We start from the raw sequence: 26026 nt of genomic DNA on the forward strand, positions 1-26026 counted from the left end.
AGGGCGGCGCGGCCCCACGGCAGTCCGAAGGAAGGGGACCACCGTGCACGGGGTCCCCGCCACACTACGTTCAGCGGATGACTCTACGAGGACAGCCTTTCCAGCCGTAATGCAGCAACCTTGCGCGCCTCCGCAAGATCGTTGCGTTGATCCCGGACAGGCGCGTGTTCGTTGCGCGGGGCCTTTCGACCGTTGCGCTACCTCGCCGCCCAGCCGCTCGCGCCCCCACCGTCCGTCCGCCGCCGAGGCCCTTCGCCCGACCGCCACACGGGCCCGGGAGGCCCCTCGCACAGATCCGGCATGCTCTTCGCGCCAGCCCGCCGCCGGGCCCCAAGGCAGGCCCAAGCCACCCACGCCGGACGCCCCTCAGCCCGCCGCCGGAATCCTTCGCTCGACCGCCACACAGGCCCGGTCGCCCGCCCGCACCGGCCCACCGCCAGGCCCCAGGGCGGGCCCACGCCGGACGCTGCCGGAACCGTTCGCTCGACCTCCACGCAGGCCCCGTAGGCCGCTCGCACCGGCCCGCCGCCGAGCCCCAGCGCCGGCCCGAGCGACCCACGCCGGACGCCCCTCCAGCCCACCGCCGGAACCCTTCGCCCGACCGCCACACAGGCCCGGGAGGCGGCTCGCGCCGGGGCCCTCTGCTGGAGCACAGGGCAGCCCCGAAGCCGCCCACACAGGACGCCCCTCCGCCCGCCCCTATCGCAGGACAGACCCCCCGCCCCGCACCCCCTCAGCCCCCATCCGGCTCCCCCGCAATGGCCCGCGCCTCCGCCACGTCGTCCTCGTCGAAACCGATCCGGCCGGGCTGTCCGTGAACCGCCGCCTGCTCGTCGATCCACCGGTTGTGGGCCTCCCAGGCGGCCTGCTTGCTGGTGCCCAGGGCGGCCCCGATCTGCGACCAGGACGCCCCGGCCCGGCGCGCCGCGCGGACGCTCAACTGCCGCCCGTACGCGGCCTTGCGGGCCACCACCTCGCTCAGCGCGAGCAGTTCGAGCAGCTCGCCCCGGTCGAGGGCCTCCTGGTCACTCCCCGCCCCGGCCAGCGACTCCCGCACACGCAGCTCGTCGAGACGAGCCACGGCGGTCAGCAGCGTGTACTGGGGCTCGATGCTCTGCGGTGTCGTCATGGCGCCAGCGTCTCGTCAGGCAGGCTTGACGTCAAGAGGGCCTGACGGCAACTCCTTGACCAGGAAGACGCAGGGGTCGGCGCACACCTGGCGCACACCGTCCAGGTCGAGATACGCCCAGCGGTCGACGTACGAGACGGTGGGCCGGTAGCCGAGCCGCTCGTAGAGCCGTGCGGCGAGCGGGTTGTCGTCGCCCACTCCGAGCCCCATGAGCCCGGTGCCGCGGGCGACCGCCCGCTCCTCGGCGGCACGCACGAGTGCCGTTCCGATGCCCCGCGAGCGGAGCGAGGCGGGCCAGACGAACAACCCGTTGAGCTCGGGACAGCCCGGCCGGGCCGCCCTCACCTCGGGAGCCTCGCAACCGGTCCAGCGGACCTCCGCGTGACCGACGGGCAGGCCGTCGAGCCAGGGGATCAGATAGCTGCTGTCCCCCGCCTCCTGCCGCGCGAACCGCGCCCCATGGCTCCCGTCCACGCTGTGCGAGGGCATGAACCGCTCCAGAAGCGCGATGTCCTCGGCCCTGCAGATGTCGATCCTCATCCGCCCGACCCTAGCGACACCGGGGAACGGCACGGCCCCCGTTTTCCCGGAACGCGGGACAACAGGGGCCGTACGGAAGGGAGTTCCGGAAGCGAGTTACGGAAGGGAGTTGCGTCAGCTCCAGCTGGCGTGCAGCGGCTTGCCCTCCGCGTACCCCGCCGCGCTCTGGATGCCGACGACGGCCCGCTCGGCGAACTCCTCCAGGGAGTTGGCACCGGCGTAGGTGCAGGAGGAGCGGACGCCCGCGATGATCGAGTCGATCAGGTCCTCGACGCCCGGCCGGGACGGGTCGAGGAACATCCGCGACGTCGAGATGCCCTCCTCGAACAGGGCCTTGCGGGCGCGGTCGTACGCCGACTCCTCCGACGTACGGTTGCGCACCGCACGTGCGGACGCCATGCCGAACGACTCCTTGTAGAGGCGGCCGTTGGCGTCCTGCTGGAGGTCGCCCGGCGACTCGTACGTACCGGCGAACCAGGAACCGATCATGACGTTCGACGCGCCCGCTGCCAGCGCCATGGCGACGTCGCGCGGGTGCCGGACACCGCCGTCGGCCCAGACGTGCTTGCCGTACTTCTTCGCCTCGGCGGCGCATTCGAGCACGGCCGAGAACTGCGGGCGGCCCACACCGGTCATCATGCGCGTGGTGCACATCGCGCCGGGTCCGACACCGACCTTGATGATGTCCGCGCCGGCCTCGATGAGGTCGCGTACGCCCTCGGCGGCGACGATGTTGCCCGCGACGATCGGCACCTGGGGGTCGAGCCCGCGGACCGCCTTCACCGCGGCGATCATCGACTCCTGGTGGCCGTGCGCGGTGTCCACGACGAGCGTGTCGACGCCGGCCGCGAGGAGCTGCTTGGCCTTGCCCGCGACATCGCCGTTGATGCCGACGGCGGCGGCGATGCGCAGCTTGCCGTCCGCGTCGGTGGCCGGTGTGTAGAGCGTGGCGCGCAGGGCGCCCTTGCGGGTGAGGATGCCGGCGAGGCGGCCGTCCTTGTCCACGGCGGGCGCGTACCGGCGGTTCGCGTGGTCGAGCCTGTTGAACGCCTCGCCCGGCTCGATGTCCGCGTCGAGCAGCAGCAGGTCCCGGGACATGACCTCGGACAGCTGAGTGAAGCGGTCGACCCCGTTCAGGTCGGCGTCGGTGACCACGCCGACCGGCCTGCCCTCGCCGTCCACCACGACACCGGCGTTGTGCGCACGCTTCGGCAGCAGGGACAGCGCGTCGGCGACCGTCTGGTGCGGGGCCAGCACGATCGGGGTGTCCAGGACGAGATGACGGCTCTTGACCCAGGAGACGACCTCGGTGACGACCTCGATCGGGATGTCCTGCGGAATGACGACGAGCCCGCCGCGGCGGGCCAGCGTCTCGGCCATCCGGCGGCCCGCGATGGCCGTCATGTTGGCGACCACCAGCGGAATCGTGGTGCCGCTGCCGTCCGGCGAAGCCAGGTCGACGCCCTGCCGCGAACCGACCGCGGAGCGGCTCGGCACCATGAAGACGTCGTCGTACGTCAGGTCGTACGCGGGCTGGATGTCGTTGAGGAAACGCACGTGCTGCACATCCCAGTCGTTCAGAGGTGGCCCCCGAACAGGACAGCACGAGGGAAGAGCACGTACCTCATTGTCCCACGCCGGTGGGTGAACACGCCCCGGGCCGATCGTCCAGGCTGGTCAGGGGGCTACTGGTGGGATCCTCCAAGGACCAGTGCCACGGTGAGCTCCGGGGCGCCGTCCGCCGCCTGGGCGAACACGTCCCGCGCGGTCTGCCACTCCTCGGGCCGCGCCTTCGCGTACGGCTGCCAGCCGGTGACGACGACGAGCAGCCCCTTCTCCACGGCGGGCGCGGGCCAGACGGAGGAGTCGCCGAGGCTGTCGGCCAGCGCGTCCCAGTTGCGCCCGAACCAGTCCGGCAGCTCCAGGGCGCGTACGCAGCGCTCCATGAGGCCCGCCTTGTCCGCGACACCGTCGAGGTCCAGCGCGACCACATGGCGGCCCGCCACGTCGTGCGTCATCTCAGCACCGCCCTGAACGAGTTGTAATGATCATCGGTGTAGTAGACCTCGCCACCCCGCCCCGTGACAATGCGCCGGGCTCCGCGGTCCCGCTCGCCGGGCGTCCGCACCGTGTACTCGTGGTAGTAACCGCGCTCGTGGCGCGGCAGTTCACGCTCGAAGTTCCCGAAGACCGAGCCGTCCTTGGCGTACGGGAAGGGGCCGCCCCCGTCGATGAGGTCGAGTGTCCGACGGGCCTCGGCGGGCAGCCGCGCCTCCTCGACCGTCTCCATGCCGTCGGCCCAGGAGGACGCCGAGGTGCTCGTGGCCGACCCGGTGCCGGTACCGGTACCCGTCGTGGTGTCCGCCGACGAACAGCCGGTCAGCAGCACCGCGGCAAGACACGCGACGAGACGGAGAAACAGCCCCGGAAACAGGCGGGGGACGGACCGGAGCAGCATGTCGCCGATGCTGCCACAGCCGTCCCCACGCGGCGCGTTGCCGAGCCGCCGTCGGAGCGTTGCGGGCTCAGGGCCCGTCAGGGTCCGCCCGGTTCAGGGCGGGGCGCGGAGTCGAACCCGCCGTCATCAGATAGTCCGCCGCCGCCGTGTCCGTCACCAGGCTGGTGACGAGGCCGGAGCGCAGTACCGCGTCGATGGCGGCGGCCTTGCGCTGGCCGCCGGCGATCGCGACGACCTCGGGGATCCGCCGCAGCCGGTCGGCCTCGACGGTGATGCACCGCTCGCCCAGGTCCCGGCCGACGCGGCGGCCCTCGGAGTCGAAGAGGTGCGCGGACATCTCGGCGGCCACACCGAGGGTGGCGTAGTGGGCGCGCTCCTCCTCGGTGAGCATGTCGTGCACCGTCGAGATGCCCGCCTCCCAGGAGCCGATCGACACACAGGCGACGGTGACCTTGTCGAAGTACTCGAAGGCGCGGGCGATCCCCGTCTGGCTGCGCAGCGCCGCCGCGGTGGCCACGTCCGGCAGCAGCATCGGCGCGTAGATGGGATGGGCGTCCCCGCCGGAGACCTGGGCGGCCCGGCGGACGGCCTCGACCGAGCCGCGCTCGGCCGTCCCGGCGTCGTAGACACCCGTCAACTGCACCACCGTGCACGGCGGGAGCCGGTCGAGCGCCGCTGCCATGTGGATGGTGGAGCGGCCCCAGGCGAGGCCGAGCACATCGCCCTCGGCGACGAGTTCACCGAGCAGGTCGGCGGCGACCTCACCGAGGTTCTCCGGGTCGGGCGACTCCTCGGCCTCGGCCGGGGACTCGACGACGACGGCATGCCGCAGGCCGTAGCGGGCGCGCAGCGCGTCCGAGCGCTCCGCGTCCAGCTCGGCGGGGACGCGGATCTCGATCCTCACGAGATCCCGTTCGAGAGCGGTTTCCAGGACCCGGGCCACCTTGAAGCGGCTCACGCCGAACTCCTCGGCGATCTGGATCTTGGACTTGCCCTCGAGGTAGAAACGGCGGGCCATGGCCGCCGCCTGCACCAGCTCAGCGGGTCCCATCCGCATGGCCGACCGGCCCGCCGACATACCCGACACGGCGATCTCCTCACTGCTGTTCACACTCTGGATTCGCCGTTCATCCTTGCAGATCCGGCGTACTTGATCAGCCCTGAGGGGCGGCGTTCACGTTCCCTTGGCTCAGTGGCCGCATGCCCATGCTGCCTGGGCCGTCGCCTCCTCCGCCTGCGTGCGCAATGCACGTACCGCCTGGGCGGGGTCGGCCGCCCCGTACACCGCCGAACCGGCGACGAATACGTCCGCGCCCGCCTCGGCGCAGCGCTCGATCGTGGAGGCCGAGACCCCGCCGTCGACCTGCAGCCACAGCTCCAGGCCGTGCTTGTTGATCAACTCGCGGGTGCGGCGGATCTTGGGCAGCATGATGTCGAGAAAGGCCTGGCCTCCGAAGCCCGGCTCGACGGTCATGATCAGCAACATGTCGAGTTCGGGGAGCAGATCCTCGTACGGCTCGATGGGAGTCGCGGGCCGCAGGGCCATGGAGGCCCGGGCGCCCTTGGCCCGGATCTCGCGGGCGAGCCGCACGGGTGCGGCGGCCGCCTCGACATGGAAGGTGACGGAACCGGCACCCGCTTCTACGTACTGCGGCGCCCACCGATCGGCGTCCTCGATCATCAGATGGCAGTCCAGCGGCGTGTCCGTAGCACGCGCCAGAGACTCTACGACCGGCACACCTAGCGTGAGGTTCGGGACGAAATGGTTGTCCATCACGTCGACATGGAGCCAGTCAGCCCCTTCCACCGCCTTTGCCTCCTCGGCAAGGCGGGCGAAGTCGGCGGACAGGATGCTGGGGTTGATCTGCGCGGCCATGCGTTAAGCCTGCCATGCCCGGCGCCGGTTGTTCTCCCCGGTCGTCGAGGTCCCGGAGGTCCGCGACCCGAACCGGTCGGTATATACCAATCCTGCCGAGGGACTGCACCGCCCTTGCGGCCCGTGCCATCCTTGTCGGCCCACCAGCTCCACACGCGGCTACGGGGGTCGCCATGACGGACGCACAGGGGAAGCAGGGACGCGGGATCGGCTGGCTGGTCTGCGGCCGGCGCAGCAAATGGATCGTGGTGGGACTGTGGCTGGTGCTGCTGTTCCTCACGGCGCCCTTCGCCTCGAAACTCACCGACGCGCAGGACAACGACGCGGCGTCCTGGCTGCCCGGATCCGCCGAGTCCACCCAAGTCCTGGAGATCTCCGAGGACTTCAGGCCGGAACAGATCCCAGCGGTGGTCGTGTACGCCCGTGAGGGCGGCCTGACGGCCGAGGAGCGGGCGCAGATCGACGAGGACGCACGCCAGATCAAGGAACTGCGTGCGCACGGCATCCTCGGCGCCGAGACCCGGGGCCCGATCTACGACCGGGAGACCGATCCGCGTGCGGCCCAGATCCTCGTCCCCATCAGGATGGACGAGAAGGGCTGGGAGGAGATCTCGCCCGCCGTCGACTCGATCCGCGACGTGACCGGCAAGGGCGGCGACGGGCTCGCCGTCCATGTGACGGGCCCGGGCGGTACGTCGGCGGACTTCTCCGAGGCCTTCGAGGGCATCGACTCCACACTGCTGTTCTCGGCGATGGCCGTCGTCATCGTGATGCTGCTGCTGACCTATCGCAGTCCGACCCTGCTGATCGTCCCGCTGCTCGGCGTGGTCGCGGCGCTGTTCACCGCGCAGGCGGTGATCTACTTCCTCGCCGAGCACGCGGGCCTGACCGTCAACGGCCAGAGCGCGGGCATTCTCACCGTCCTCGTCTTCGGCGCGGGGACCGACTATGCCCTGCTCCTGGTGGCCCGCTACCGGGAGGAACTGCGCCGCCACGAGGACCGCCACGAGGCGATGGCGCTCGCCCTGCACCGGGCGGGCCCGGCGGTGCTCGCGTCCGGCGCGACCGTCGTACTGAGCATGCTGGTGCTGCTCGCCGCCGAGATGAACTCGACGCGCGGCCTCGGCCCGGTCGCCGCCATCGGCGTCGCCGTGGCACTGGCCGCGATGATGACCCTCTTCCCGGCCCTGCTGGTGATCTTCGGCCGCTGGATCTTCTGGCCGGTGATCCCGCACTTCGGCTCCTCCGACCCGACCGAGAGCGGTGTCTGGGCCCGCATGGGCCGCCGGATCTCCCTCCGCCCGCGCATGATCTGGGCCGTCACCGCCGCTGCGCTCGCGCTGCTCTCGCTGGGCCTGATCCAGCTCCGCGCGGAGGGCATCAGCAACGCCGACGCCTTCACCGGCAAACCCGACTCGATCGTCGGCCAGGAGGTGTCCGCGCGCTACTTCCCCGCGGGCAGCGGCGATCCGCTCGTCATCGTCAGCAACCGCGCCCAGGCCGAGGACGTCGGCCAGGCGGTCGCGGCCACCCGCGGTGTCGTACCGGAATCCCTCGGCCTGCCACCGGGCACGAAACCCGAGTTCGAGGGCAAGGTCCTCTTCGAGGCCACCATGACCGCCCCCGCGGACAGCGAGGCCGCGAAACAGACGGTGGAACGGGTACGGGACGCCGTGCACGAGGTCCCCGACGCCGACGCCCAGGTGGGCGGCGGCACGGCCTCACTGCTCGACATGGACAAGGCGACGACCCACGACAACATCCTGATCATCCCGTTGGTGCTCATCGTGGTTCTGCTGATCCTGTGCGCCGTGCTCCGCGCCCTGGTCGCCCCGCTGCTGCTGATCGGCACGGTGGTGCTGTCCTTCGCCGCCGCGCTGGGGATCAGTGCGCTCGCGTTCCGGTACATCTTCGACTACGCGGGCGAGTCGACGGACTTCCCCTTGTTCGTCTTCGTGTTCCTGGTCGCCCTGGGCATCGACTACAACATCTTCCTGACCACCCGCATCCGCGAGGAGGCAGGCCGCCAGGGCACCCGCAAGGGCGTGGTGACGGGCCTGGCGACCACCGGCGCGGTCATCACCTCGGCGGGCCTGGTCCTCGCCGGAACCTTCGCCGCCCTCGGCACGCTCCCCATGGTCGCCTTCGCCGAGATCGGCTTCGCGGTCGCCCTGGGCGTACTGCTCGACACGTTCATCGTGCGCTCGATCCTCGTGCCGTCCCTGTTCCTGGACGTCGGCCCGAAGGTGTGGTGGCCACACCGGCTGGCCCACGAGGACGGGGGCGCGGCGGGTCCGCCGACGACCACCGGATCCGGACCGCCGGAACCGGAACCGGCACCGGCACCGGCACCGGCACCGGCACCGAATGGAGGCCCGTCGGCCCCGTCGGCGTAGGCCGGCCTGGCCCGTAGGTGGGGAGGTCGACCGACCTCAGGCGGTCCGGCGGATGAGCGCCAGATACATGGCGTCCGTCCCGTGCAGATGCGGCCACAGCTGTACGTCGGGACCGTCGCCCAGGGCCGGTACGTCCGGGAAGAGCGGCCGGGCGTCGAGGAGTTCGGCCGAGCCGCCGTGCTGCTTGAGCACGTCGTCGACCACGGCCCGGGTCTCGGCGAGGTGCGGCGAGCAGGTGGCGTACCCGACGACACCGCCGACCCGCACCGAGTCGAGCGCGGTACGCAGCAGTCCACGCTGCAACGGCGCGAACCCGTCCAGATCATCCGGCCGCCGTCGCCAGCGCGCCTCGGGGCGACGACGCAGCGCGCCAAGCCCCGTGCAGGGCACGTCCATAAGTACGCGGTCGAACGTCCCCGGGCGCCACGGCGGCCGTGTCCCGTCGGCGGCGATGACCTGGTAGGGCCCCGGGTTCCCGGCGAGCGCCTTGGCGACCAGGCCGGCCCGGTGCGGCTGCTTCTCGGAGGCGAGCAGCAGGGCCCCGCGCTCGGCGGCCAGTCCCGCGAGCATGGCCGCCTTGCCACCGGGTCCGGCACAGCCGTCGAGCCATGCCTTGTCCGGTCCGTCGAGGGGCGCGTTGGCGAGGGCGAGCGCCACGAGCTGGCTGCCCTCGTCCTGCACGCCCGCACGCCCTTCGCGTACGGCGTCGATGGCGCCCGGCTCACCGCCCTCGGACAGCCGCACGGCGTACGGCGACCAGCGCCCCGGCAGTGCGTTCTCGTCCCCGAGCGCCCCGAGGAGTTCACCGGCGGTCGACCGCCCAGGCCGGGCAACGAGGGTCACCTCGGGCCGCTCGTTGTCGGCTTCGAGCAGATCCTCGATCCCGGCCCGCCCGCCTCCCAGCGAGTCCCACAACGCCGAGACGACCCATCGCGGATGTGAATGCACGACGGCGAGATGATCCTCGGGATCGTCGTCGTAAGGCGGCGCGACCAGCTCCAGCCAGCCGTCGAGATCGTGCTGCGAGATCTTCCGCAGCACGGCGTTGACGAACTTCGCCCGCCCGTCACCGAGCACGACCCTCGCCAGCTCGACCGACGCGGACACGGCGGCATGCGTCGGGATCCGCGTCCCGAGCAGCTGATGCGCACCGAGGCTCAGCACGTCCAGCACCGGCGGATCGACCTCGCGCAGCGGCCGGTCGACACACGCCGAGATGACGGCGTCGTACGTCCCCTGCCGACGCAGCGTCCCGTACACGAGCTCGGTGGCCAGGGCCGCGTCCCGCCCGTCGAAGTCCCCCTTCTCCCGCGCCTTCCGCAGCAACGGCGGCAACACGAGATTCGCGTACGCGTCCCTCTCGTCCACCGCCCGCAACGCATCGAAGGCAAGCATCCGCACGGGGTCCTTCTTGGGACGACGGTACGGCTTGCCCTGCTGCCGGGGCCGACGGGACTGCTCGTTCACGTAAAAGGTGCTCCGGATCGTGGAAGAGGTACGGGTCCAGCGTACGTCGCGACGACACCCGCGCTCCTCCTCAGAGCACGGGAAACGACTTAGGGGCGCGGGGAACTGCGCAGTCTTTTGGGGCACGGAGATCAGCGCACCCCTTAGGGGCACGGGGATCAGCGCACCCTTCAGGGGCGCGGGGAACTGCGCAATCTTTTAGGGCACGGAGATCAGCGCACCCTTTAGGGGCACGGGGATCAGCGCACCCTTCAGGGGCGCGGGGAACTGCGCAATCTTTTAGGGGCGCGGGGAACTGCGCGTCCAGCCCCGACCGGCCCGCACCCGACAACCCACCCCAACCCTGACACCCCACCGCCGAAGGCAGACGCTCAGCCCCCAACCACCTCGTCCCCCCCGATCCGAACCCCCCGCGCCCAATCCGCCGCCCGCATCGGCTTCTTCCCCTGAGCCTGCACCCACAGCAACTCAACGGCACACGACCCGGTCCCCACGTACACATTGTTCTTGCCGACCCCCAACGCCCCCGGCGCAAGATCCGTCCGGTCAGGAGCAAGCGCAACCTGGATCAACTTGAGCCGCTCCCCCCGGAACACGGTCCACGCCCCCGGCGCGGGCGTGCACCCGCGTACGACCCGGTCGACGCGAAGCGCGGGCGCGGCCCAGTCCACGTGCGCGTCCTCGACGCTGATCTTCGGCGCCAGCGTGACACCGTCCGCCGGCTGCGGCACGGCCTTCAGCGTGCCGTCCTCGATCCCGTCCATGGTCGCGGCCAGCAGCCCCGCTCCCGCGAAGGCGAGCCTCGTCAGCAGATCCCCGCTGGTGTCGGTGGGCCGCACCTCCTCGGTGACGGTCCCGTAGACGGGCCCGGAGTCGAGCCCCTCCTCGATGAGGAACGTGGAGGCCCCGGTGATCTCGTCGCCCGCCATGACCGCGTGCTGCACGGGCGCGGCCCCACGCCAGGCGGGCAGCAGGGAGAAGTGCAGATTGACCCAGCCCTGGGCGGGGATGTCGAGCGCGACCCGGGGCAGCAACGCCCCGTAGGCGACCACGGGGCAGCAGTCCGGCGCGATCTCCCGCAGCCGTGCGAGAAACGCCTCGTCCCGCGGCTTCACCGGCTTGAGCACCTCGATGCCGGCCTCCTCCGCCCGCTCGGCGACGGGGCTCGCGACAAGCCTCCGCCCCCGCCCCGCCGGCGCGTCGGGCCGGGTGACGACGGCGGCCACCTCATGCCGCCCGGAGGCGATCAGGGCGTCCAGAGCGGGAACGGCGACCTCGGGGGTACCGGCGAAGACGAGCTTCATGGGTGGCAGTCGGCCTCTCGGGCGAATTCATGACGGGCAGCACACCAGTCTATGGGGCGCCGCGGACCGTGCGAGCGGTGCGGGCAGTTCGGGCGGTACGCACTCGTCGCGAGGCGGAAGGTGGGGCCGAACACGAAGGCCGAGGCGAGCGCACACCCAGCCGCCGGGGGCGTACGCATATGCCCCCACGCCCCATAAGCGTGACCACTCACCCTCAAACGCGTTGGTCAAGAAAGAGTTGACCAAAACGGGCCGCACTCGCGGCCCGGTCCTTTTCAACGCCGGTTCGAGAGGCTTGTTCATGGCCGACCACGCAACCCACGACGCCCAGGCTCGGGCCAGCCTGCACTTGCTGGTGCGGGACATCGAGCGGGTCCGCCGGCAGGTGGACGCACTGCGCACGCTGACTGCCCAGCTGGGCAACGTCTACCGCCCGCGCCGCTCCGGCCCGTCCACGGGCTTCGTCGTCTACGGGCGGGCGCCCGCCCCGACCGTCCGCCTCGCGCAGGAGCTGCGGGACAGCGTCGAGACCCTGGTCACGGCCGCCGTGGACTTCGACCGCTCACTGGGCTTCTCGTGGGACGCGGTGGGCTCGGCGCTGGGCGTCACCAAACAGGCGGTGCACCGCCGTTACGGCGCCCGCCGGGCCGCGGCCCAGGCCGCCGCGGAGGCCGAGCGCGCCACGGAACCGTCGGGCTCCTCCCGGACGGTCGCCGTCAACACGGGCCTCCCCACGGTCCCCGCGGCCCGTTCGATGCCGATGCCGATGCCCACGCAGCCGACGGCGGGCAGCTCCACGCTCCGCGAGGAGATCAGGCCGACCGCCTTCCCGGGCCCGCGCAACGGCTGACCCCACACTCCCCTGTCTGCCCCCGACCAGCCTCGGGGGCAGACCTGTTTACCCGAACGAACAGCGACCGCAGACGCCCAGGCCAGTCACCGAGACCCCAGGCGTACTCAACGCGACGCCGCACGCAGCACCCGCACCCGCACCCGCACCCGCACCCGCAGAACGGTCACCCAATATCCGGCGGATCAACCCGAATCCGCACCACGTCACTCCCCCCGCCGCCACCGCTACCCCCACTGCCCCCGCTCCCCCCACGCGCCATCCGAGCCGCCTGAGCGTTCTTCAACGCGGAGGCCAGCGCGGCCCCCTTCCCCGGCGGCACCCTGATCAGCGCCCGCTCCCACGGCTCGCCCACCGGTGGCGCCCCCGTCCGCCGTGGCCGCCCGGGATCCGCCGGAGCCACCGGCACAGGCCCCAACACCTCGGCCTCACGCGGCAGTTCGACCGCGGCCAGGAATCCGGCGAGCGCCTCCGCCGTCCCGGACACGGCAGCCATCCGCGACACGGGCGGGAAACCGAGCTCGGCCCGCTCGGCCAGCTCACGGACGGCGTGCCCCACCGGATCCCACCGCACCAAGGCCTGCACCGGCCGCAGCGTCGGCTCGGCGACGACCACCACGGTCCCGCCGTCCCGCTGGCCCCGCACCAGCGCCGCCGCGCCGATCCACCGCCGCAACGCCTCCTCGCCGGCCCGCAGATCGGGCCGCCCCAGCATGGCCCAGCCGTCGAGCAGCAGCGCAGCCGCGTACCCGCCCTCGGCCACGGGCTCCGCACCCGGCGTGCTGACGACCAGCGCGGGCACCCCCGGCACCGTGTCCAGGACCTGCTCGCGCCCCGACGTCCGTACAGGAACCGCCGGAAAGGCCCGCCCGAGCTCCTCGGCGGTCCGCCGCGCCCCCACGACCTGCGCCCGCAACCGGAACCCACCGCACTCGGGACAGCGCCACTCCGGCTCGTCCCGACCGCACCACCCGCACCGCAGCCCGCCGGTGTCCTGCCCCTCCAACGGCCCGGCACAGTGGCGACACCGAGCAGCCGCCCGGCACTGCGCACAGGCCATCCGCGGCACATAGCCACGCCGTGGCACCTGCACCAGCACCGGCCCCTGCTTCAGCCCCTCCCGTACGACCCGCCAGGCGAGGGTGGGCAGCCGTGCGGCCCGCGCCGCCTCGTCGCGCGCGAGATCCCCGTCCCCCACGGTCCGTACGAGCGGAGCCGCCCCCCGCACCTGCTCCCTCTCGGCGACGATGGGAGCCGCCCAGCCGCTCTCCACGAGCTGTGCGGCCTCGACGGTACAGCTCCAACTTCCCAGCAGGAACGCGCACTTGTCGTGCGCGGCCCGCAGCAACAGCACCTCCCGCGCATGCGGCTGGGGGGCGTGCAGTTCGCTGTGGCTGCCGTCCCCGTCGTCCCACATGGCGACAAGCCCCAGGTCCTGCACGGGCGCGAACATGGCGGCCCGGGTGCCCACAACGGCCCGTACGGACCCTCGCCGCACCGCAAGCCACTGCCGGTACCGCTTCTCTGGTCCGGCCTCGGCGGTGAGCACGGCGTGCCGCCCCTCGCCCAGCACGGAGGTCAGCGCGGCGTCGACCCGGCTGACGGCCCGCCCGTCCGGCACGACGACGAGCGCGCCACGGCCCGAGGCCAGCGTCGCCCCCACGGCCCGGGCCAACTCCTCGGCCCAGCCGGGCCCCGGCAGCGCGTTCCACACGGCCCGGGGCGTCCCACCCCCCGCGAGCGACTCGATGAACGCGGCCCCCCGCGAGTACCGGGCCCAGGACCCCACCCCCGGCGCCTCAGGAACCGGCAACGGCTGGGGAGACGGCTTCTGTTCGGCTCTGGCGTTGCGCGGGGGCACGGCCAGCTGGAGCACATCGGCCAGACTTCCCGCGTACCGATCTGCGACGGCCCGGGCGAGCCCCAGCAACTCCTCACTCAACACGGGCTCGGGCGAGACGACTTGAGCGAGCGCGGCCAGCGGCCCGGAGTAGTCGGACTCGGCCAGCCGCTCGATCAGGTACCCGTCGATCAGCCCCCCGCCCTCGCGTCGCCCCTCCCGCACACGATGCCGCCCGGCCCCGAACCGCACCCGCACCCGCACCCCGGGCTGCGCGTCGGCGTCGAGCTCCTCGGGCACGGCATAGTCGAAGTACCGGTCGAGATGCAGCACACCCTTGTCGACGAGCACCCGCGCCACGGGCAGCTCCTTGGCGACCGCGGCCCCTCGCCAGGTCCGCGGCTTGGCCCGCGGCGCCTTCCGCACGGCATCCCGAATCAGCGCAAGCTGCTCGGGCGGGGCACCCTCGGCCCCACCTTCACCACGCCCATCCGTGCTGCTCACAGCAACATTCCTACCAGACCCCACTGACACCGCCGCGCGCCCTAGTTCCTCTCCGACACCGGCTCGCACCTTGCCCGAGATCACCCCCGTGCGAACCCACAAGTCCGCCCCACCAGCCATTTCCAACCTCGATCTGGACTCCACGGCGAGCCGACGTTGGAGCCAACCTCCGGCCCGGTATCAGAACTGGAAACGGGAAACTCCGTCCCTCACCTTGCTCGTGTCACCGTGCGCGGCAGACGCTGATGCGCGACGACGGGCCAGTCAGGGGCGACCTCGGCATGAGGGGACTCACATGCTGGAGCAGCCGCACGTGTTCGGGCCCGAGCTGCGTCGATGTCGGCTGGCCGCTGGGCTGACCCTGACACAGCTCGCGTCGTCGGTGCACTACAGCAAGAGCCAGATCAGCAAGATCGAGACGGGTCACAAGCGGGCCAGCTCCGAGTTCGCACGGCTGTGCGACAACGCGCTCGACACGGGCGGGACCCTGTCCGCGCTCGTACCCGCCTCCGGCCCCAGTGCTCGTTCTTCGTCCCTCGACCAGGCAGGAGCCATGCGACCGACAGCCGAACCGGAAGAGCCGCCCGTCTTATCCCCGTGGCCGCCGCCCTCCCGCCGACAGATGATGACCGCAGGCGCCGCGGGGCTCGCCGTGGGCACGATGGGCCAACCGCCCTCACCCCCAGAAGTCATGTCCTCGGACGAGACTCTGTTGAGCGCCCATCGCGGTCTGCTCGACCAGTACCGCCGCATCGCGCAGTTGTCACCGCCGGACCCCCTCATCCCTGCCCTCGCGGAACACACGAAGGCCCTCCACACGCTTGCCGCCCAGACCGGCTCTCGCACCGGCGCCGGTCTGCTCTCCCTTTCCGCCCGCTTCGCAGAGTTCACCGGCTGGATGGCCCAGGAAGCGGGCGACGATGCGGCGGCCCTGCGCTGGACCGACCATGCCGTGGCCCTGGCCGACGCATCCGGCGACCACGACCTTGCCTCGTACGCCCTCGTACGCCGCGCCCTGATCACCTATTACCGAGGCGAGTCCGCCGACACCATCGCCCTGGCCGACGGCGCGTTGAGCCATCGGCTTCCACCCCGTATCCGAGGCCTGGCAGCCCAACGCAGAGCTCAGGGCCACGCGCTGGCAGGCGACTATGACGCCTGCATGCGCGACCTGGACCTGGCGCGCGAGCTCATCGTCCGCGCCACCGCGGACGCCGTCCCGACGGCACTCGTCCCAGTGCTCGGCCCGACGCACCTCACCGACCCGGTCTCCATGGTCACCGGCTGGTGCCTCCTGGATCTGGGAAGGCCTCGCGAGGCCGCCGACCTCCTCGACCGCGAATGCGCCCGTCTACCGGCCCACGCCCTCCGCACCCAGGCCCGCTACGGCACCCGCCGAGCCCTCTCTCACGCCGTCGCGGGCGAACTGGACCATGCCTGCACACTCACGGCCGCACTCCTCACCACGACGGCCTCCGTGACGTCAGCAACGATCACCACGGACCTCCGCCGCCTCTCGCGCACGCTTTCCCGCCACCCGCACCACCCCGCCCACCAGACCCTCGCCCCACAACTCGCGGCCGCGCTCGCTCCCCGTGCCCACTGACCGACATGTCATCACTCCCAGCCCAGAAGGGTCACTTCGTCATGCCTGATGTCTTCATCAACTACCGGACCAGTGACAGTGAGCAAGCTGCCGCAACCATTGAGGGCGCCCTGTCCACGCGCTTCGGCACGGACCGGATCTACCGCGCCAGCAAGTCGATACCGCCAGGCGCCCTCTTCGACGAGAACCTCGTCCACAACGTGCGCCGCAGCGGCGTGCTCCTCGCGCTCATCGGTCCGGCGTGGCTGGATCATCCGGCCCTGGGCCTCGAGGGCGACTGGGTACGCAAGGAAATCCAGGAGGCGTTCCTGTGCGAAATACGGGTCGTGCCTGTTCTGATCGGCCGGAGGACCGAACGTCCAGCCAAGGATCAACTCCCCAAGTCGTTGGCCCGGCTCGCGGACTGCCAAACACTTCGGTACGACAACCAGAACAACGAGTACGACCTCAAGCAGATCGGCGACACACTGGCCACGCTTGTGCCGGAACTCGCCGTGGTCGACAACCAGGCACCGGCCGAGCCCAGCTCCGGCGCCGTGCACAACACCGCCCACGACGTCCACGGTACGTCCGTCCAGTCGGGGACCGTGAACGGTGACATCAACAACGTCAGGGGCGCGCATGGCACGGTGCACATCGGCCCCAGCAGTCGGACCGTGCGCCAGACCGGCGCCGGCGCCAACTACGTCGAAGGCAACAACGAGAACGGCATTCACCAGAACTTCGGGGCCATACCTCAGGATGCGGACGACGAGCAGTGAGCGACAGTTTCAGGGACCTGTACCTGACCGTCGTCGGAGCAACCCAGCAATCCCTCTTGAAGCCCTCTGCCGCTGTTCCCCGACGCGTCGCCGAGGATCAGCTCATACGGCTGCAGAGGCAGTTCGCCCGACCGGACGGCATCAACGCCGCATACGACGTACTGGCGGCGGAGCACACCGTCCTCCTGCACGGCGAACCGGGCAGCGGCAGGAGCTCGGCGGCCCGGGTTCTGCTGCGTGAACTCCCGCCAAGTAGAGGGATGTACCACGAACTCGCCCCCGACCAGCCCAAAGTAGGTACTGCGTGGCTCTCCGCCGATCTCATCGGTGAGGAGGACCGCATGCTCCTGGACCTGTCCGCGACGAATGCCGCCACGTGGAACGCCGTCCACGAGGAGCTTTCAGCTTTCCGACATGAGCTGTTACGGAAGGGCGCCTTTCTCGTAGTCGTGCTGCCGCACCGGTTCGAGGACCGGCCGTTCACCGACCTCGTCCACAGGACGATCGGCCGCCCCAACGCTTGGGAGGCCGTTGTCCGCCATCTGCGTCTCAATGGTCTGGAAGACGCGATCTGGCAAGACCATCGGGACGTGCTGCATGACCATCTCGACACACTTCCGCCGATGCGCGAGGTGGCCCGTCTGACCGACCTGATCCTGACGGCTCGTTCCTTCGACCATGAAGAGGGCACGTTCGCGGACTGGTGCGAGGCCGCCATCGCGGCACTGACCGACCGGGACCAACAAGTGGCGGACCTGCTCCCGACGCTGGAGGAGGGCGGGCAACGTGCATTGCTCCTCACGGCGGCCATGCTGGACGGCGCCCGGGGCGAGGCCGTACACCGCGCGACGACGGTCCTCCTGGAGAAGGTGGGGTCGGAGCAGGATGCTCGCCCCCTCCTTGAGCGCAGCGGTCTCTCACACCGCCTGTCGAACGTTCACGCCACGATGGGCACCGACGCCTGTGTGCGTTTCCGCGAACTCGGCTTCGCCCAGGCCGCCCGCCACCACTTCTGGATCAATCTCCCTGACGTACGAGCTCCCATGGGCGAGTGGCTCGGCAAGGTCCTGAAGCTCCGTGAACTGACGGAGACGGACCGCGAACGGCTGGTGGTCCGCTTCACGGAGATGTGTCTGAGCTCGGGCGACACCGAGAGCCTCGCCTCGTTCGTCATTGACTGGACCCGGGACGGCGCCTCCCGCACGGCGGAGGTGCAGGCTGCCGCTCATCTGCTCGGAAAGGCCATCGAGAGCGAGGAGTTCGGCAGCCGTTTCCGCAGATTGACACGCGAATGGAGTGCCAACCGTCCCACAAGAAACCTCCGCGAGGTGCTGGTGGAGGTCTGCGAGAAAGTGATGTCGATCCACCACCCCAATGCCGCGCTCGTACGGCTTCACCATCTCGCCCGGAACGAACCGCAGCCCGGCATGGCCCGCGAGGCCCTGTTGCGCTTTGTGAGCCAGGACAGCAGACTCCAGCGTCGCCTGCTCTGGCGGCTGGCTACCGCCCAGTCCTCTCACCATCGAGCGGACGCCGATCTGTTCCTCGCCTTCTCGGACCTTCCGGACGACTTCCTCCTCGTGTCGGCCACCCGGGAATGGCTCACGGCCTGCTGGCGGATGGCCTTCGACCTGCACACTCCCGAGCGCTGGGCTCCCTGCGCCCGGCACTGGCTGGCAACGGCCGGCGCGGTCGGCGACGGCGACCTCTCCAGCGCGGCATTGGACATCCTCGTCGATGCCTCCGCGTCCCGCTATCCGGTGCTCAGTCGCATCTACGCCGACGCACGGCGAACCGTCTCACCCGCGCTGTCCGCCCATCTGCTGCGGACCATCAACAGGGCGCAGACCGCGCACTTCTCTCGACTGTCGCCCCATCTGGAGGTATCCCCCTCATGAGTTCCGGCCAGAAGACGGTTTCGCTCTTCCTCAGCCTGATTTGCGCACTGCTCATCCTCATCCTCGGGCTGTATCTGGGCTGGCCCGTGTGGGCGTGGGGCAGTGCCATCGTCGTTCTGCTCGCCGCGTGGTCGACGATCTCCGTCGTCACGGCCCGTGCGCGGCGGCGAGATCCGTTCCCACCCGGCACCCTGCCTGAGCTGCCCGCGCCGCCCGTCGTCGAACGACGTGAGCTGCATGTGACCCGTGTCCCGCTGCCCAGCAAGCTGCCCGACTATGACTTCCTCTTCTCCGCGCGGGTGCGTTGGTGTCCCGTGGACCCCATGTCGGGCGACCAGCTGATCAATCCGGGGGCGTTGGCTGTGGAGGCCGTCCTCGCCCGCGCCCGCGCCGTCACGACGGTCCTCGCCCCCTTCAGGAGTTCCTTGGTCCAGCACGAGCTCAACGGGGCGTTGGGCGTGATGGCGCCGGACCGTGACAGCCACGTCCAGGCGATGGCCCTCGACGTGGTCCTCGCCCTCTCCGACGAGGACCAATCGCGACTCGACCGGCTGGCGGCCATACGCAAGGACGAAGCCGTATGGGAACACCAACGCAGGTACGAGCAGAACAAGCGCGAGTATCTCGGGGACGACGTCCTGACGAGCACGGGCAGCGCGGTCGTGTGGTGGCTGGCGAAGAACGACGACCACCTGGAGAAGACCGTGCAGGACATCGGCCTCCTGGCCAGGCTCTCATCGGCGGCGAACAACACCGAGGTCGACGAGCCGTTCCGGTATCTGGTTCCGGAGGCCTTCCCACCGGAGCCTGTCGAACATCCGCTTCCGGAGCCGGAGATGCCGGTCTTCGAGAACCGCGCGCCAGACGCAGCGGACGTGTTCGCCGACTTCTTCCGGCGGGTCGGGTTCCGTCCGGGGGAGGACGAAGGAGCCCTGGTCGCCGATCAGGTCGCGATGGCGATCGCGTCCCGGGATGCAGTGGCCGCGGAGGAGATACGCCGCCGTTTCGGGCAGGCAGCGCCGCCGTACACCAATGGCGCCAACCCCGCCTCCGTGGGAGACGACAGGGACGTCTGACGCAGCGGGCCCGGCGCTCCTCAGGAACGCCGGGCCCCGCCAGAACAAGGGGGAAGGTCTACAGCCCCGCAGCCTTCCGCAGCGCGTCCACCCGGTCCGTCTTCTCCCAGGTGAACTCGGGCAGCTCACGGCCGAAGTGGCCGTACGCGGCGGTCTGGGCGTAGATCGGGCGGAGCAGGTCCAGGTCGCGGATGATCGCGGCCGGGCGGAGGTCGAAGACCTCGGTGATGGCCGTCTCGATCTTCTCGGCGTCGATCTTGGCGGTGCCGAAGGTCTCGACGAAGAGGCCGACGGGCTCGGCCTTGCCGATGGCGTAGGCGACCTGGACCTCGCAGCGGGTGGCGAGACCCGCGGCGACGACGTTCTTGGCGACCCAGCGCATGGCGTACGCGGCGGAGCGGTCGACCTTGGACGGGTCCTTGCCCGAGAAGGCGCCGCCACCGTGGCGGGCCATGCCGCCGTAGGTGTCGATGATGATCTTGCGGCCGGTGAGGCCGGCGTCGCCCATCGGGCCGCCGATCTCGAAGCGGCCGGTCGGGTTGACCAGCAGGCGGTAGCCCTCGGTCTCCAGCTTGATGCCGTCGTCGAGGAGGGCCTTCAGCTCCGGCTCGACCACGAACTCGCGGATGTCGGGGGCCAGGAGGGAGTCCAGGTCGATGTCCGAGGCGTGCTGCGAGGAGACGACGACCGTGTCCAGACGGACCGCCTTGTCGCCGTCGTACTCGATGGTGACCTGGGTCTTGCCGTCCGGGCGCAGGTACGGGATCGTCCCGTTCTTGCGAACCTCGGAGAGGCGGCGCGACAGGCGGTGCGCGAGGTGGATCGGGAGCGGCATCAGCGCCGGCGTCTCGTCCGTCGCGTAGCCGAACATCAGGCCCTGGTCGCCCGCACCCTGCTTGTCGAGCTCGTCCTCGTCACCCTCGACACGCTTCTCGTACGCCGTGTCGACGCCCTGCGCGATGTCGGGCGACTGCGAGCCGATGGACACCGAAACGCCACAGGACGCGCCGTCGAAGCCCTTCTTCGAGGAGTCGTAGCCGATCTCGAGGATCTTGTCGCGCACCAGCTGCGCGATCGGCGCGTACGCCTTGGTGGTGACCTCTCCGGCCACGTGCACCAGGCCGGTGGTGATCAGCGTCTCCACGGCGACCCGGGAATGCGGGTCCTCGCGAAGAAGCGCGTCGAGAATGGTGTCACTGATCTGGTCAGCGATCTTGTCGGGGTGACCCTCGGTCACAGACTCCGAGGTGAACAGGCGACGGGACACAACGCTCCCTGAGGTTGCAGCGGCTGCTGGCTGATCATTGGCGGACGGCCGGGAGCTGCGCCCGGCGTCGTCCGAGAACAGTTTATCGGTCGCGCTCTGCCGCCGGGCTACTGTCTCGCCTCTCGGAAGCGCTGTGACCTGCGGCACGGGCATTCTGCGACACGACGAACCTTCTGCGCCAGGCTCCCACACCCCGATCCGGCGGTTCCAGCGGGTCTGTTGAAGCGAATGAGACATTCACCCGAAGCGACGCGCCACGAGATCCCACACGGTCTCGGCCAGGGCTTCCTTGGGCCCGTACGGCACCGCCGTCTCGCTTCCGTCGGCGCCGAGCACCACCGCCTCGTTCTCCTCGGAGCCGAAGGTCTTGCGTTCGCCGACCTCGTTCACCACGAGAAGGTCGCAGCCCTTTCGCTCAAGCTTCGTCCGGCCGTTGGCCAGTACGTCGTCCGTCTCGGCGGCGAATCCGACGATCACCTGGCCCGGGCGGGCGCGGTCCGCCGAGATCTCCGCGAGGATGTCCGGATTACGGACGAGAACGATCGGCTCCGGTTCCTGGCCGTCCTTCTTCTTGATCTTTCCGGCCGCGTATGCGGCGGGCCTGAAGTCGGCGACCGCCGCAGCCATCACCACGGCGTCCGCGTCCGGCGCGGCCTTGAGCACGGCCTCGCGCAGCTGCACGGCGGTCCCGACCTGTACGACGTCGACACCGGCCGGGTCCGGCATGCCGGTGTTCGCGGCGATCAGCGTGACCCGGGCACCCCGGGCGGCTGCGGTGCGCGCGAGGGCGTACCCCTGCTTCCCGGAGGAGCGGTTGCCGAGGAAGCGGACCGGGTCGAGCGGCTCGCGTGTGCCGCCGGCGCTGACGACGACGTGCCGGCCGGTGAGGTCGGGCTCGGTGACGCCGCGCGCGAGCACCCGGCGACAGACCTCGAAGATCTCCGACGGCTCGGGCAGCCGTCCCTTGCCCGTGTCCACACCGGTCAGGCGTCCCACGGCAGGCTCGATGACGACGGCGCCGCGGCGGCGCAGCGTCGCCACGTTCTCCTGGGTGGCCGGGTGCTCCCACATCTCGGTGTGCATGGCGGGGGCGAAGACGACGGGGCACCGGGCGGTAAGCAAGGTGTTCGTCAGCAGGTCGTCGGCCAGGCCGTGAGCGGCCTTCGCGAGCATGTCCGCGGTGGCGGGGGCGACGACGACCAGGTCGGCCCCCTGCCCGATGCGCACGTGCGGGACCTCGTGGACGTCCGACCAGACCTCGGTGGACACGGGGTGGCCGGAGAGCGCGGACCAGGTCGCGGCGCCGACGAAGTGCAGCGCGGACTCGGTCGGTACGACCCGTACGTCGTGTCCCGACTCGGTCAGTCGGCGCAGCAGCTCGCACGCCTTGTAGGCGGCGATGCCACCGCTGACCCCCAGTACGACCTTCGGCTTGTCCACGTCTCTCCCCGGACCTCGGAAAACGTACGTCCCCATCACACACCACAGGCCCGGCAGTCGCGCTGCCGGGCCTGTGGAAAAACGAACTGCAAGCCGAAAATATTACTGCGCCGGGCCTTCGACGGCCTCCGACGTCAGGAGACCCGCGTTGATCTCGCGCAGGGCGATCGAGAGCGGCTTCTCGTGGACGTGGGTGTCGACGAGCGGACCGACGTACTCAAGAAGGCCCTCACCGAGCTGCGAGTAGTACGCGTTGATCTGACGGGCCCGCTTGGCCGCGTAGATCACCAGGCTGTACTTGGAGTCGGTGGCTTCGAGGAGCTCGTCGATCGGAGGGTTGATGATGCCCTCGGGCGTGGAGATGGAAGAGGACACGCTCTGCCTTCCGAAAGGTGGGATGGGATCGAAAACGATCACACAACTTCCATCAAGGCTAGCAGCTCGCGCGCCACGTCCTCGACGGAGGTGTTGACCAGGGTGACGTCGAACTCCGGCTCGGCGGCCAGTTCGATCTTGGCGGCCTCCAGCCGGCGCTCGATGACCTCGGGCGGCTCGGTGCCCCGCCCGGTGAGTCTGCGCACGAGCTCCTCCCAGGAGGGAGGAGCCAGGAACACCAGAAGAGCGTCCGACATGGACTCGCGGACCTGCCGGGCTCCCTGGAGATCGATCTCCAGGAGGACCGGCTCGCCCGACTCCAGCCGTTCGAGCACGGCCTTGCGCGGTGTCCCGTAGCGGTTGCCCGCGAACTCCGCCCATTCGAGCAGTTCGCCGTTGGCGATCAGCTTGTCCATCTCCTCGTCGCTGACGAAGAAATAGTGGACACCGTGCCTCTCCCCGGGGCGCGGCTTGCGGGTCGTCGCCGACACCGAGAGCCAGACCTCGGGGTGTTCCTTGCGCATATGGGCGACGACCGTGCTCTTGCCGACCCCGGAGGGGCCGGAGAGCACGGTCAGCCGCGGACGTACGTCCGGGGGTACGGGGGTCGTCCCCCGGGGTGTTGCAGCCATGCGGCGATTATCCAGGTTCTCAGGGGTGCCCGAGAACGTCAGGCAGCACCGCCGCCGAACTCGCGCTCAAGAGACGCGATCTGATTGGAGCCGAGACCGCGCACACGGCGGCTCTCGGAGATGCCAAGTCGCTCCATGATCTGCTTGGCGCGGACCTTGCCCACGCCCGGCAGGGACTCCAGGAGGGCGGAGACCTTCATCTTGCCGATGACGTCGTTCTCCTGGCCCTGCTTGATGACCTCGTGAAGGGAGGCGCCGGAGTGCTTGAGTCGATTCTTGACCTCGGCCCGCTCCCGGCGAGCCGCGGCGGCCTTTTCGAGCGCGGCTGCGCGCTGTTCAGGGGTAAGGGGCGGAAGAGCCACGCCTACGTCACCTCGGATGTCGAACTGTCGGATACGGACCGGTGAGGAACCTAGTCGCCCCACACCTGGGGAGCAACGAGCAACGCTCTTGCCCGTTCACTCTGCGTCGGAGACTAGCGGGCAAGTCCGCCGGAGTCAGCGAGAACAGCGGAAAAGTCCTGGTCAGCCTCCATCGAGTCCGACATTCCGGACAAAATGCCCCGGATTTGAGGATGTATTCAGACTCGGGACGCCTGAAGGACGCCCACGAAAACCGCTAGGCAGACGCCACGGCGGCCCTGATCTGCTCGGCGAAGAGGTCCGATGACGCGCGTAGCGAGCCGATTTCGGGTCCGTGACGCAGAACACCCCGGCTCACGTTCGGGACCACCTGGTGCACCGCCGCGCCGAACACGCCCGGCAGATCCGCCGGCGTGGCCCCCTGGGCGCCGATTCCGGGCGCGAGGAGCGGGCCGTTGATGTCGAGGTCGTACGAGGACAGATCGCCGAGCGTGGCGCCGACGACCGCCCCGAAGGAGCCCATCGGGGTCTCCCCCGCGTTCTCCTCGGCGAGATGGGCCAGCATCGTCGCGCCCACGTTGCGCAGGGCCGTGTCCTCGGGGCGTACCGCGTGCTGCACCTCGCCGCCCTCCGGGTTGGAGGTCAGCGCGAGCACGAACAGTCCCGATCCGTTCTCCCGCGCGAGGTCGACCGCCGGCTTCAGCGATCCGTAGCCGAGGTACGGCGACACGGTGAGCGCGTCGGAGAAGAGCGGCGAGCCCTTCTCCAGGAAGGCGGAGGCGTACGCCGCCATGGTCGAGCCGATGTCTCCGCGCTTGGCGTCCATGACGACCAGCGCACCGGCCGCCCGCGCCTCCTCGACCGACTTCTCCAGTACGGCGATACCGCGCGACCCGAAGCGCTCGAAGAACGCGCTCTGGGGCTTGAGCACGGCGACCCGGTCGGCCAGCGCCTCGACGACGGTGCGGCTGAAGCGCTCGAGACCGGCGATGTCGTCGTTCAGACCCCAGTCGGCCAGCAGGGAGGCGTGCGGGTCGATCCCGACGCACAGGGGCCCACGCTCGTCCATGGCGCGGCGCAGCCGCGATCCGAATGGCTCGGTCATACCGTCGTCTTCCTTACGTCGGCGCCGACCGCGTCGGCGAGGGTGGCGTGCGGGCTGGTGCGCAGGCGGGCGGCGAGGCCCTTGTGGATGGCGCGGCCCCAGAAGGGGCCCTCGTAGACGAAAGCGCTGTAGCCCTGGACGAGCGTGGCGCCGGCGAGGATCCGCTGCCAGGCGTCCTCGGCGTTCTCGATCCCGCCGACGCCCACGAGGGTGATCCGGTCCCCCACGCGCGCGTAGAGGCGGCGCAGCACCTCCAGGGAGCGTGCCTTGAGCGGGGCGCCCGAGAGTCCGCCGGTCTCTCCGACCAGGGTGGGTTCGGACTTCAAACCGAGTCCCTCGCGCGCGATGGTGGTGTTCGTGGCGATGATCCCGTCCAGGCCGAGTTCGACGGCGAGGTCGGCGACGGCGTCGACGTCCTCGTCGGCCAGGTCGGGCGCGATCTTCACCAGCAGCGGAACGCGGCGCGTGGTGACCGTCCGGTCGGCGGCCTCGCGGACGGCGGTCAGCAGTGGCCGCAGCGACTCGGTGGCCTGGAGATTGCGCAGCCCGGGCGTGTTCGGCGAGCTGACGTTGACGACGAGGTAGTCGGCGTACGCGGCCAGCCGTTCGGTGGACTTCACGTAGTCGGCGGCGGCCTCAGCCTCCGGAACGACCTTGGTCTTGCCGATGTTGACGCCCACGACGGTCCTGAAGACGGGCGTACGAGCCGCCAGACGGCCCGCCACGGCCTCGGAACCCTCGTTGTTGAACCCCATGCGGTTGATCAGCGCGCGGTCCGGCACAAGGCGGAACAGGCGCTTCTTGGGATTGCCGGGCTGCGCCTCCCCCGTGACCGTGCCGATCTCGACGTGGTCGAAGCCGAGCATCGACATCCCGTCGATGGCGACCGCGTTCTTGTCGAAGCCCGCCGCGAGCCCGAACGGCCCGTGCATCCGCAGCCCGAACGCCTCGGTCCGCAGCTCCTTGTGGCGGGGCGCGAGCACGGCGGCGACGAAGGTCCGCAGGACGGGGACACGGACGGCGAGCCGGATCCAGCGGAAGGCGAGGTGATGAGCCTGCTCCGGGTCCATCCGTTTGAAGAGCAGGTTGAAGAAGAGCTTGTACATGATCAGTGTCCTCACGAAGAGCCTCATGAAGAAG

Annotated in this window: 23 protein-coding genes; 6 read left to right on the top strand and 17 right to left on the bottom strand. The window is 70.4% G+C overall.

What is annotated here, in order from left to right:
• Positions 1–733 precede the first annotated feature (733 nt).
• From ACN20J_RS10215 to rpe, 7 genes are all read right to left on the bottom strand, one after another.
• Positions 734–1129: a hypothetical protein gene (locus ACN20J_RS10215; protein ID WP_361909525.1), complete on the bottom strand. Its 396-nt coding sequence runs from the start codon at positions 1127–1129 to the stop codon at positions 734–736.
• 15 nt (positions 1130–1144) lie between these two features.
• Positions 1145–1669 carry a GNAT family N-acetyltransferase gene (locus ACN20J_RS10220; protein WP_419665752.1) on the bottom strand — a complete coding sequence of 175 codons (525 nt, stop codon included), beginning with the start codon at positions 1667–1669 and terminating at the stop codon, positions 1145–1147.
• A 114-nt stretch (positions 1670–1783) separates the two neighbouring features.
• Positions 1784–3226: a GuaB1 family IMP dehydrogenase-related protein gene (locus ACN20J_RS10225; protein WP_189840209.1), complete on the bottom strand. Its 1443-nt coding sequence runs from the start codon at positions 3224–3226 to the stop codon at positions 1784–1786.
• A gap of 128 nt (positions 3227–3354) precedes the next feature.
• Positions 3355–3687: a barstar family protein gene (locus tag ACN20J_RS10230; protein WP_189839858.1), complete on the bottom strand. Its 333-nt coding sequence runs from the start codon at positions 3685–3687 to the stop codon at positions 3355–3357.
• Complete coding sequence (locus ACN20J_RS10235) at positions 3684–4127, bottom strand: ribonuclease domain-containing protein (RefSeq protein ID WP_419665753.1); 444 nt, start codon at positions 4125–4127, stop codon at positions 3684–3686. Before ACN20J_RS10235 ends, ACN20J_RS10230 begins: the two co-directional genes overlap by 4 nt.
• 67 nt (positions 4128–4194) lie before the next feature.
• The gene (locus tag ACN20J_RS10240; protein WP_055618140.1) at positions 4195–5238 is read right to left on the bottom strand and encodes a sugar-binding transcriptional regulator; all 1044 of its coding nucleotides are present in this window, start codon (positions 5236–5238) and stop codon (positions 4195–4197) included.
• A gap of 78 nt (positions 5239–5316) precedes the next feature.
• Entirely contained in the window at positions 5317–6003 is a 687-nt protein-coding gene (gene rpe / locus ACN20J_RS10245) for a ribulose-phosphate 3-epimerase (RefSeq protein ID WP_055618141.1), read from the bottom strand.
• 173 nt (positions 6004–6176) lie between these two features.
• Here rpe and ACN20J_RS10250 point away from each other — a divergent pair, with 173 nt between their 5' ends.
• Positions 6177–8399: an MMPL family transporter gene (locus tag ACN20J_RS10250; RefSeq protein ID WP_419665754.1), complete on the top strand. Its 2223-nt coding sequence runs from the start codon at positions 6177–6179 to the stop codon at positions 8397–8399.
• 36 nt (positions 8400–8435) lie between these two features.
• On the opposite strand, the gene ACN20J_RS10255 is transcribed toward ACN20J_RS10250, so the two are convergent.
• On the bottom strand, positions 8436–9866 hold the full coding sequence (locus ACN20J_RS10255) for an RsmB/NOP family class I SAM-dependent RNA methyltransferase (protein ID WP_190229276.1): 1431 nt from the start codon (positions 9864–9866) through the stop codon (positions 8436–8438).
• Between the two features lie 371 nt (positions 9867–10237).
• Positions 10238–11170 (bottom strand): methionyl-tRNA formyltransferase, encoded by a 933-nt coding sequence (gene fmt, locus ACN20J_RS10260; RefSeq protein ID WP_419665755.1) that lies wholly within the window; start codon positions 11168–11170, stop codon positions 10238–10240.
• 301 nt (positions 11171–11471) lie between these two features.
• Between fmt and ACN20J_RS10265 the strand changes: the two genes are divergently transcribed.
• Entirely contained in the window at positions 11472–12020 is a 549-nt protein-coding gene (locus ACN20J_RS10265; RefSeq protein WP_055618799.1) for a hypothetical protein, read from the top strand.
• Positions 12021–12186: 166 nt separating this feature from the next.
• Here ACN20J_RS10265 and ACN20J_RS10270 read toward each other — a convergent pair whose 3' ends face one another.
• Positions 12187–14364, bottom strand: a complete 2178-nt coding sequence (locus tag ACN20J_RS10270; RefSeq protein ID WP_419665756.1) for a primosomal protein N' — start codon at positions 14362–14364, stop codon at positions 12187–12189.
• 295 nt (positions 14365–14659) lie between these two features.
• On the opposite strand from ACN20J_RS10270, the gene ACN20J_RS10275 reads away from it, so the two are divergent.
• From ACN20J_RS10275 to ACN20J_RS10290, 4 genes are read left to right on the top strand one after another with little or no spacing between them, the layout of a single operon-like run.
• The gene (locus tag ACN20J_RS10275; protein ID WP_361891410.1) at positions 14660–15970 is read left to right on the top strand and encodes a helix-turn-helix domain-containing protein; all 1311 of its coding nucleotides are present in this window, start codon (positions 14660–14662) and stop codon (positions 15968–15970) included.
• Between the two features lie 41 nt (positions 15971–16011).
• Positions 16012–16731 carry a toll/interleukin-1 receptor domain-containing protein gene (locus ACN20J_RS10280; RefSeq protein WP_361909483.1) on the top strand — a complete coding sequence of 240 codons (720 nt, stop codon included), beginning with the start codon at positions 16012–16014 and terminating at the stop codon, positions 16729–16731.
• Positions 16728–18629 (top strand): hypothetical protein, encoded by a 1902-nt coding sequence (locus ACN20J_RS10285; RefSeq protein ID WP_361909480.1) that lies wholly within the window; start codon positions 16728–16730, stop codon positions 18627–18629. The genes ACN20J_RS10280 and ACN20J_RS10285 overlap by 4 nt, the downstream gene beginning before the upstream one ends.
• Positions 18626–19705 carry a hypothetical protein gene (locus ACN20J_RS10290; protein WP_419665757.1) on the top strand — a complete coding sequence of 360 codons (1080 nt, stop codon included), beginning with the start codon at positions 18626–18628 and terminating at the stop codon, positions 19703–19705. The genes ACN20J_RS10285 and ACN20J_RS10290 overlap by 4 nt, the downstream gene beginning before the upstream one ends.
• Positions 19706–19763: 58 nt before the next feature.
• Here ACN20J_RS10290 and metK read toward each other — a convergent pair whose 3' ends face one another.
• The 7 genes from metK to ACN20J_RS10325 form a co-directional block, all read right to left on the bottom strand.
• A complete protein-coding gene (gene metK / locus ACN20J_RS10295) occupies positions 19764–20972 on the bottom strand; it encodes a methionine adenosyltransferase (protein ID WP_143635364.1) in 1209 nt (402 codons plus the stop codon).
• Positions 20973–21209: 237 nt separating this feature from the next.
• Positions 21210–22412, bottom strand: coding sequence for a bifunctional phosphopantothenoylcysteine decarboxylase/phosphopantothenate--cysteine ligase CoaBC (gene coaBC, locus ACN20J_RS10300; protein ID WP_189839865.1), 1203 nt, complete (start codon positions 22410–22412; stop codon positions 21210–21212).
• 102 nt (positions 22413–22514) lie between these two features.
• On the bottom strand, positions 22515–22787 hold the full coding sequence (gene rpoZ, locus ACN20J_RS10305) for a DNA-directed RNA polymerase subunit omega (RefSeq protein WP_006382157.1): 273 nt from the start codon (positions 22785–22787) through the stop codon (positions 22515–22517).
• Positions 22788–22825: 38 nt separating this feature from the next.
• Positions 22826–23419 carry a guanylate kinase gene (gene gmk, locus ACN20J_RS10310; RefSeq protein ID WP_189839866.1) on the bottom strand — a complete coding sequence of 198 codons (594 nt, stop codon included), beginning with the start codon at positions 23417–23419 and terminating at the stop codon, positions 22826–22828.
• A gap of 38 nt (positions 23420–23457) precedes the next feature.
• Complete coding sequence (locus ACN20J_RS10315) at positions 23458–23781, bottom strand: integration host factor (RefSeq protein WP_005319887.1); 324 nt, start codon at positions 23779–23781, stop codon at positions 23458–23460.
• 256 nt (positions 23782–24037) lie between these two features.
• On the bottom strand, positions 24038–24886 hold the full coding sequence (gene pyrF / locus ACN20J_RS10320; protein WP_190229280.1) for an orotidine-5'-phosphate decarboxylase: 849 nt from the start codon (positions 24884–24886) through the stop codon (positions 24038–24040).
• A complete protein-coding gene (locus tag ACN20J_RS10325; protein WP_419668865.1) occupies positions 24883–25992 on the bottom strand; it encodes a quinone-dependent dihydroorotate dehydrogenase in 1110 nt (369 codons plus the stop codon). The genes pyrF and ACN20J_RS10325 overlap by 4 nt, the downstream gene beginning before the upstream one ends.
• Positions 25993–26026: the final 34 nt, after the last annotated feature.

The organism is Streptomyces sp. 2-1 (assembly GCF_048564895.1).
Lineage (GTDB): Bacteria > Actinomycetota > Actinomycetes > Streptomycetales > Streptomycetaceae > Streptomyces > Streptomyces phaeochromogenes.

Bases quoted from the DNA above. Each gene is read 5' to 3' on its own strand.
- ACN20J_RS10215 (WP_361909525.1), bottom strand. From the start codon at position 1,129: ATGACGACACCGCAGAGCATCGAGCCCCAGTACACGCTGCTGACCGCC.
- ACN20J_RS10220 (WP_419665752.1), bottom strand. From the start codon at position 1,669: ATGAGGATCGACATCTGCAGGGCCGAGGACATCGCGCTTCTGGAGCGG.
- ACN20J_RS10230 (WP_189839858.1), bottom strand. From the start codon at position 3,687: ATGACGCACGACGTGGCGGGCCGCCATGTGGTCGCGCTGGACCTCGAC.
- ACN20J_RS10235 (WP_419665753.1), bottom strand. From the start codon at position 4,127: ATGCTGCTCCGGTCCGTCCCCCGCCTGTTTCCGGGGCTGTTTCTCCGT.
- rpe (WP_055618141.1), bottom strand. From the start codon at position 6,003: ATGGCCGCGCAGATCAACCCCAGCATCCTGTCCGCCGACTTCGCCCGC.
- ACN20J_RS10250 (WP_419665754.1), top strand. From the start codon at position 6,177: ATGACGGACGCACAGGGGAAGCAGGGACGCGGGATCGGCTGGCTGGTC.
- fmt (WP_419665755.1), bottom strand. From the start codon at position 11,170: ATGAAGCTCGTCTTCGCCGGTACCCCCGAGGTCGCCGTTCCCGCTCTG.
- ACN20J_RS10265 (WP_055618799.1), top strand. From the start codon at position 11,472: ATGGCCGACCACGCAACCCACGACGCCCAGGCTCGGGCCAGCCTGCAC.
- ACN20J_RS10275 (WP_361891410.1), top strand. From the start codon at position 14,660: ATGCTGGAGCAGCCGCACGTGTTCGGGCCCGAGCTGCGTCGATGTCGG.
- ACN20J_RS10280 (WP_361909483.1), top strand. From the start codon at position 16,012: ATGCCTGATGTCTTCATCAACTACCGGACCAGTGACAGTGAGCAAGCT.
- ACN20J_RS10290 (WP_419665757.1), top strand. From the start codon at position 18,626: ATGAGTTCCGGCCAGAAGACGGTTTCGCTCTTCCTCAGCCTGATTTGC.
- gmk (WP_189839866.1), bottom strand. From the start codon at position 23,419: ATGGCTGCAACACCCCGGGGGACGACCCCCGTACCCCCGGACGTACGT.
- pyrF (WP_190229280.1), bottom strand. From the start codon at position 24,886: ATGACCGAGCCATTCGGATCGCGGCTGCGCCGCGCCATGGACGAGCGT.
- ACN20J_RS10325 (WP_419668865.1), bottom strand. From the start codon at position 25,992: ATGTACAAGCTCTTCTTCAACCTGCTCTTCAAACGGATGGACCCGGAG.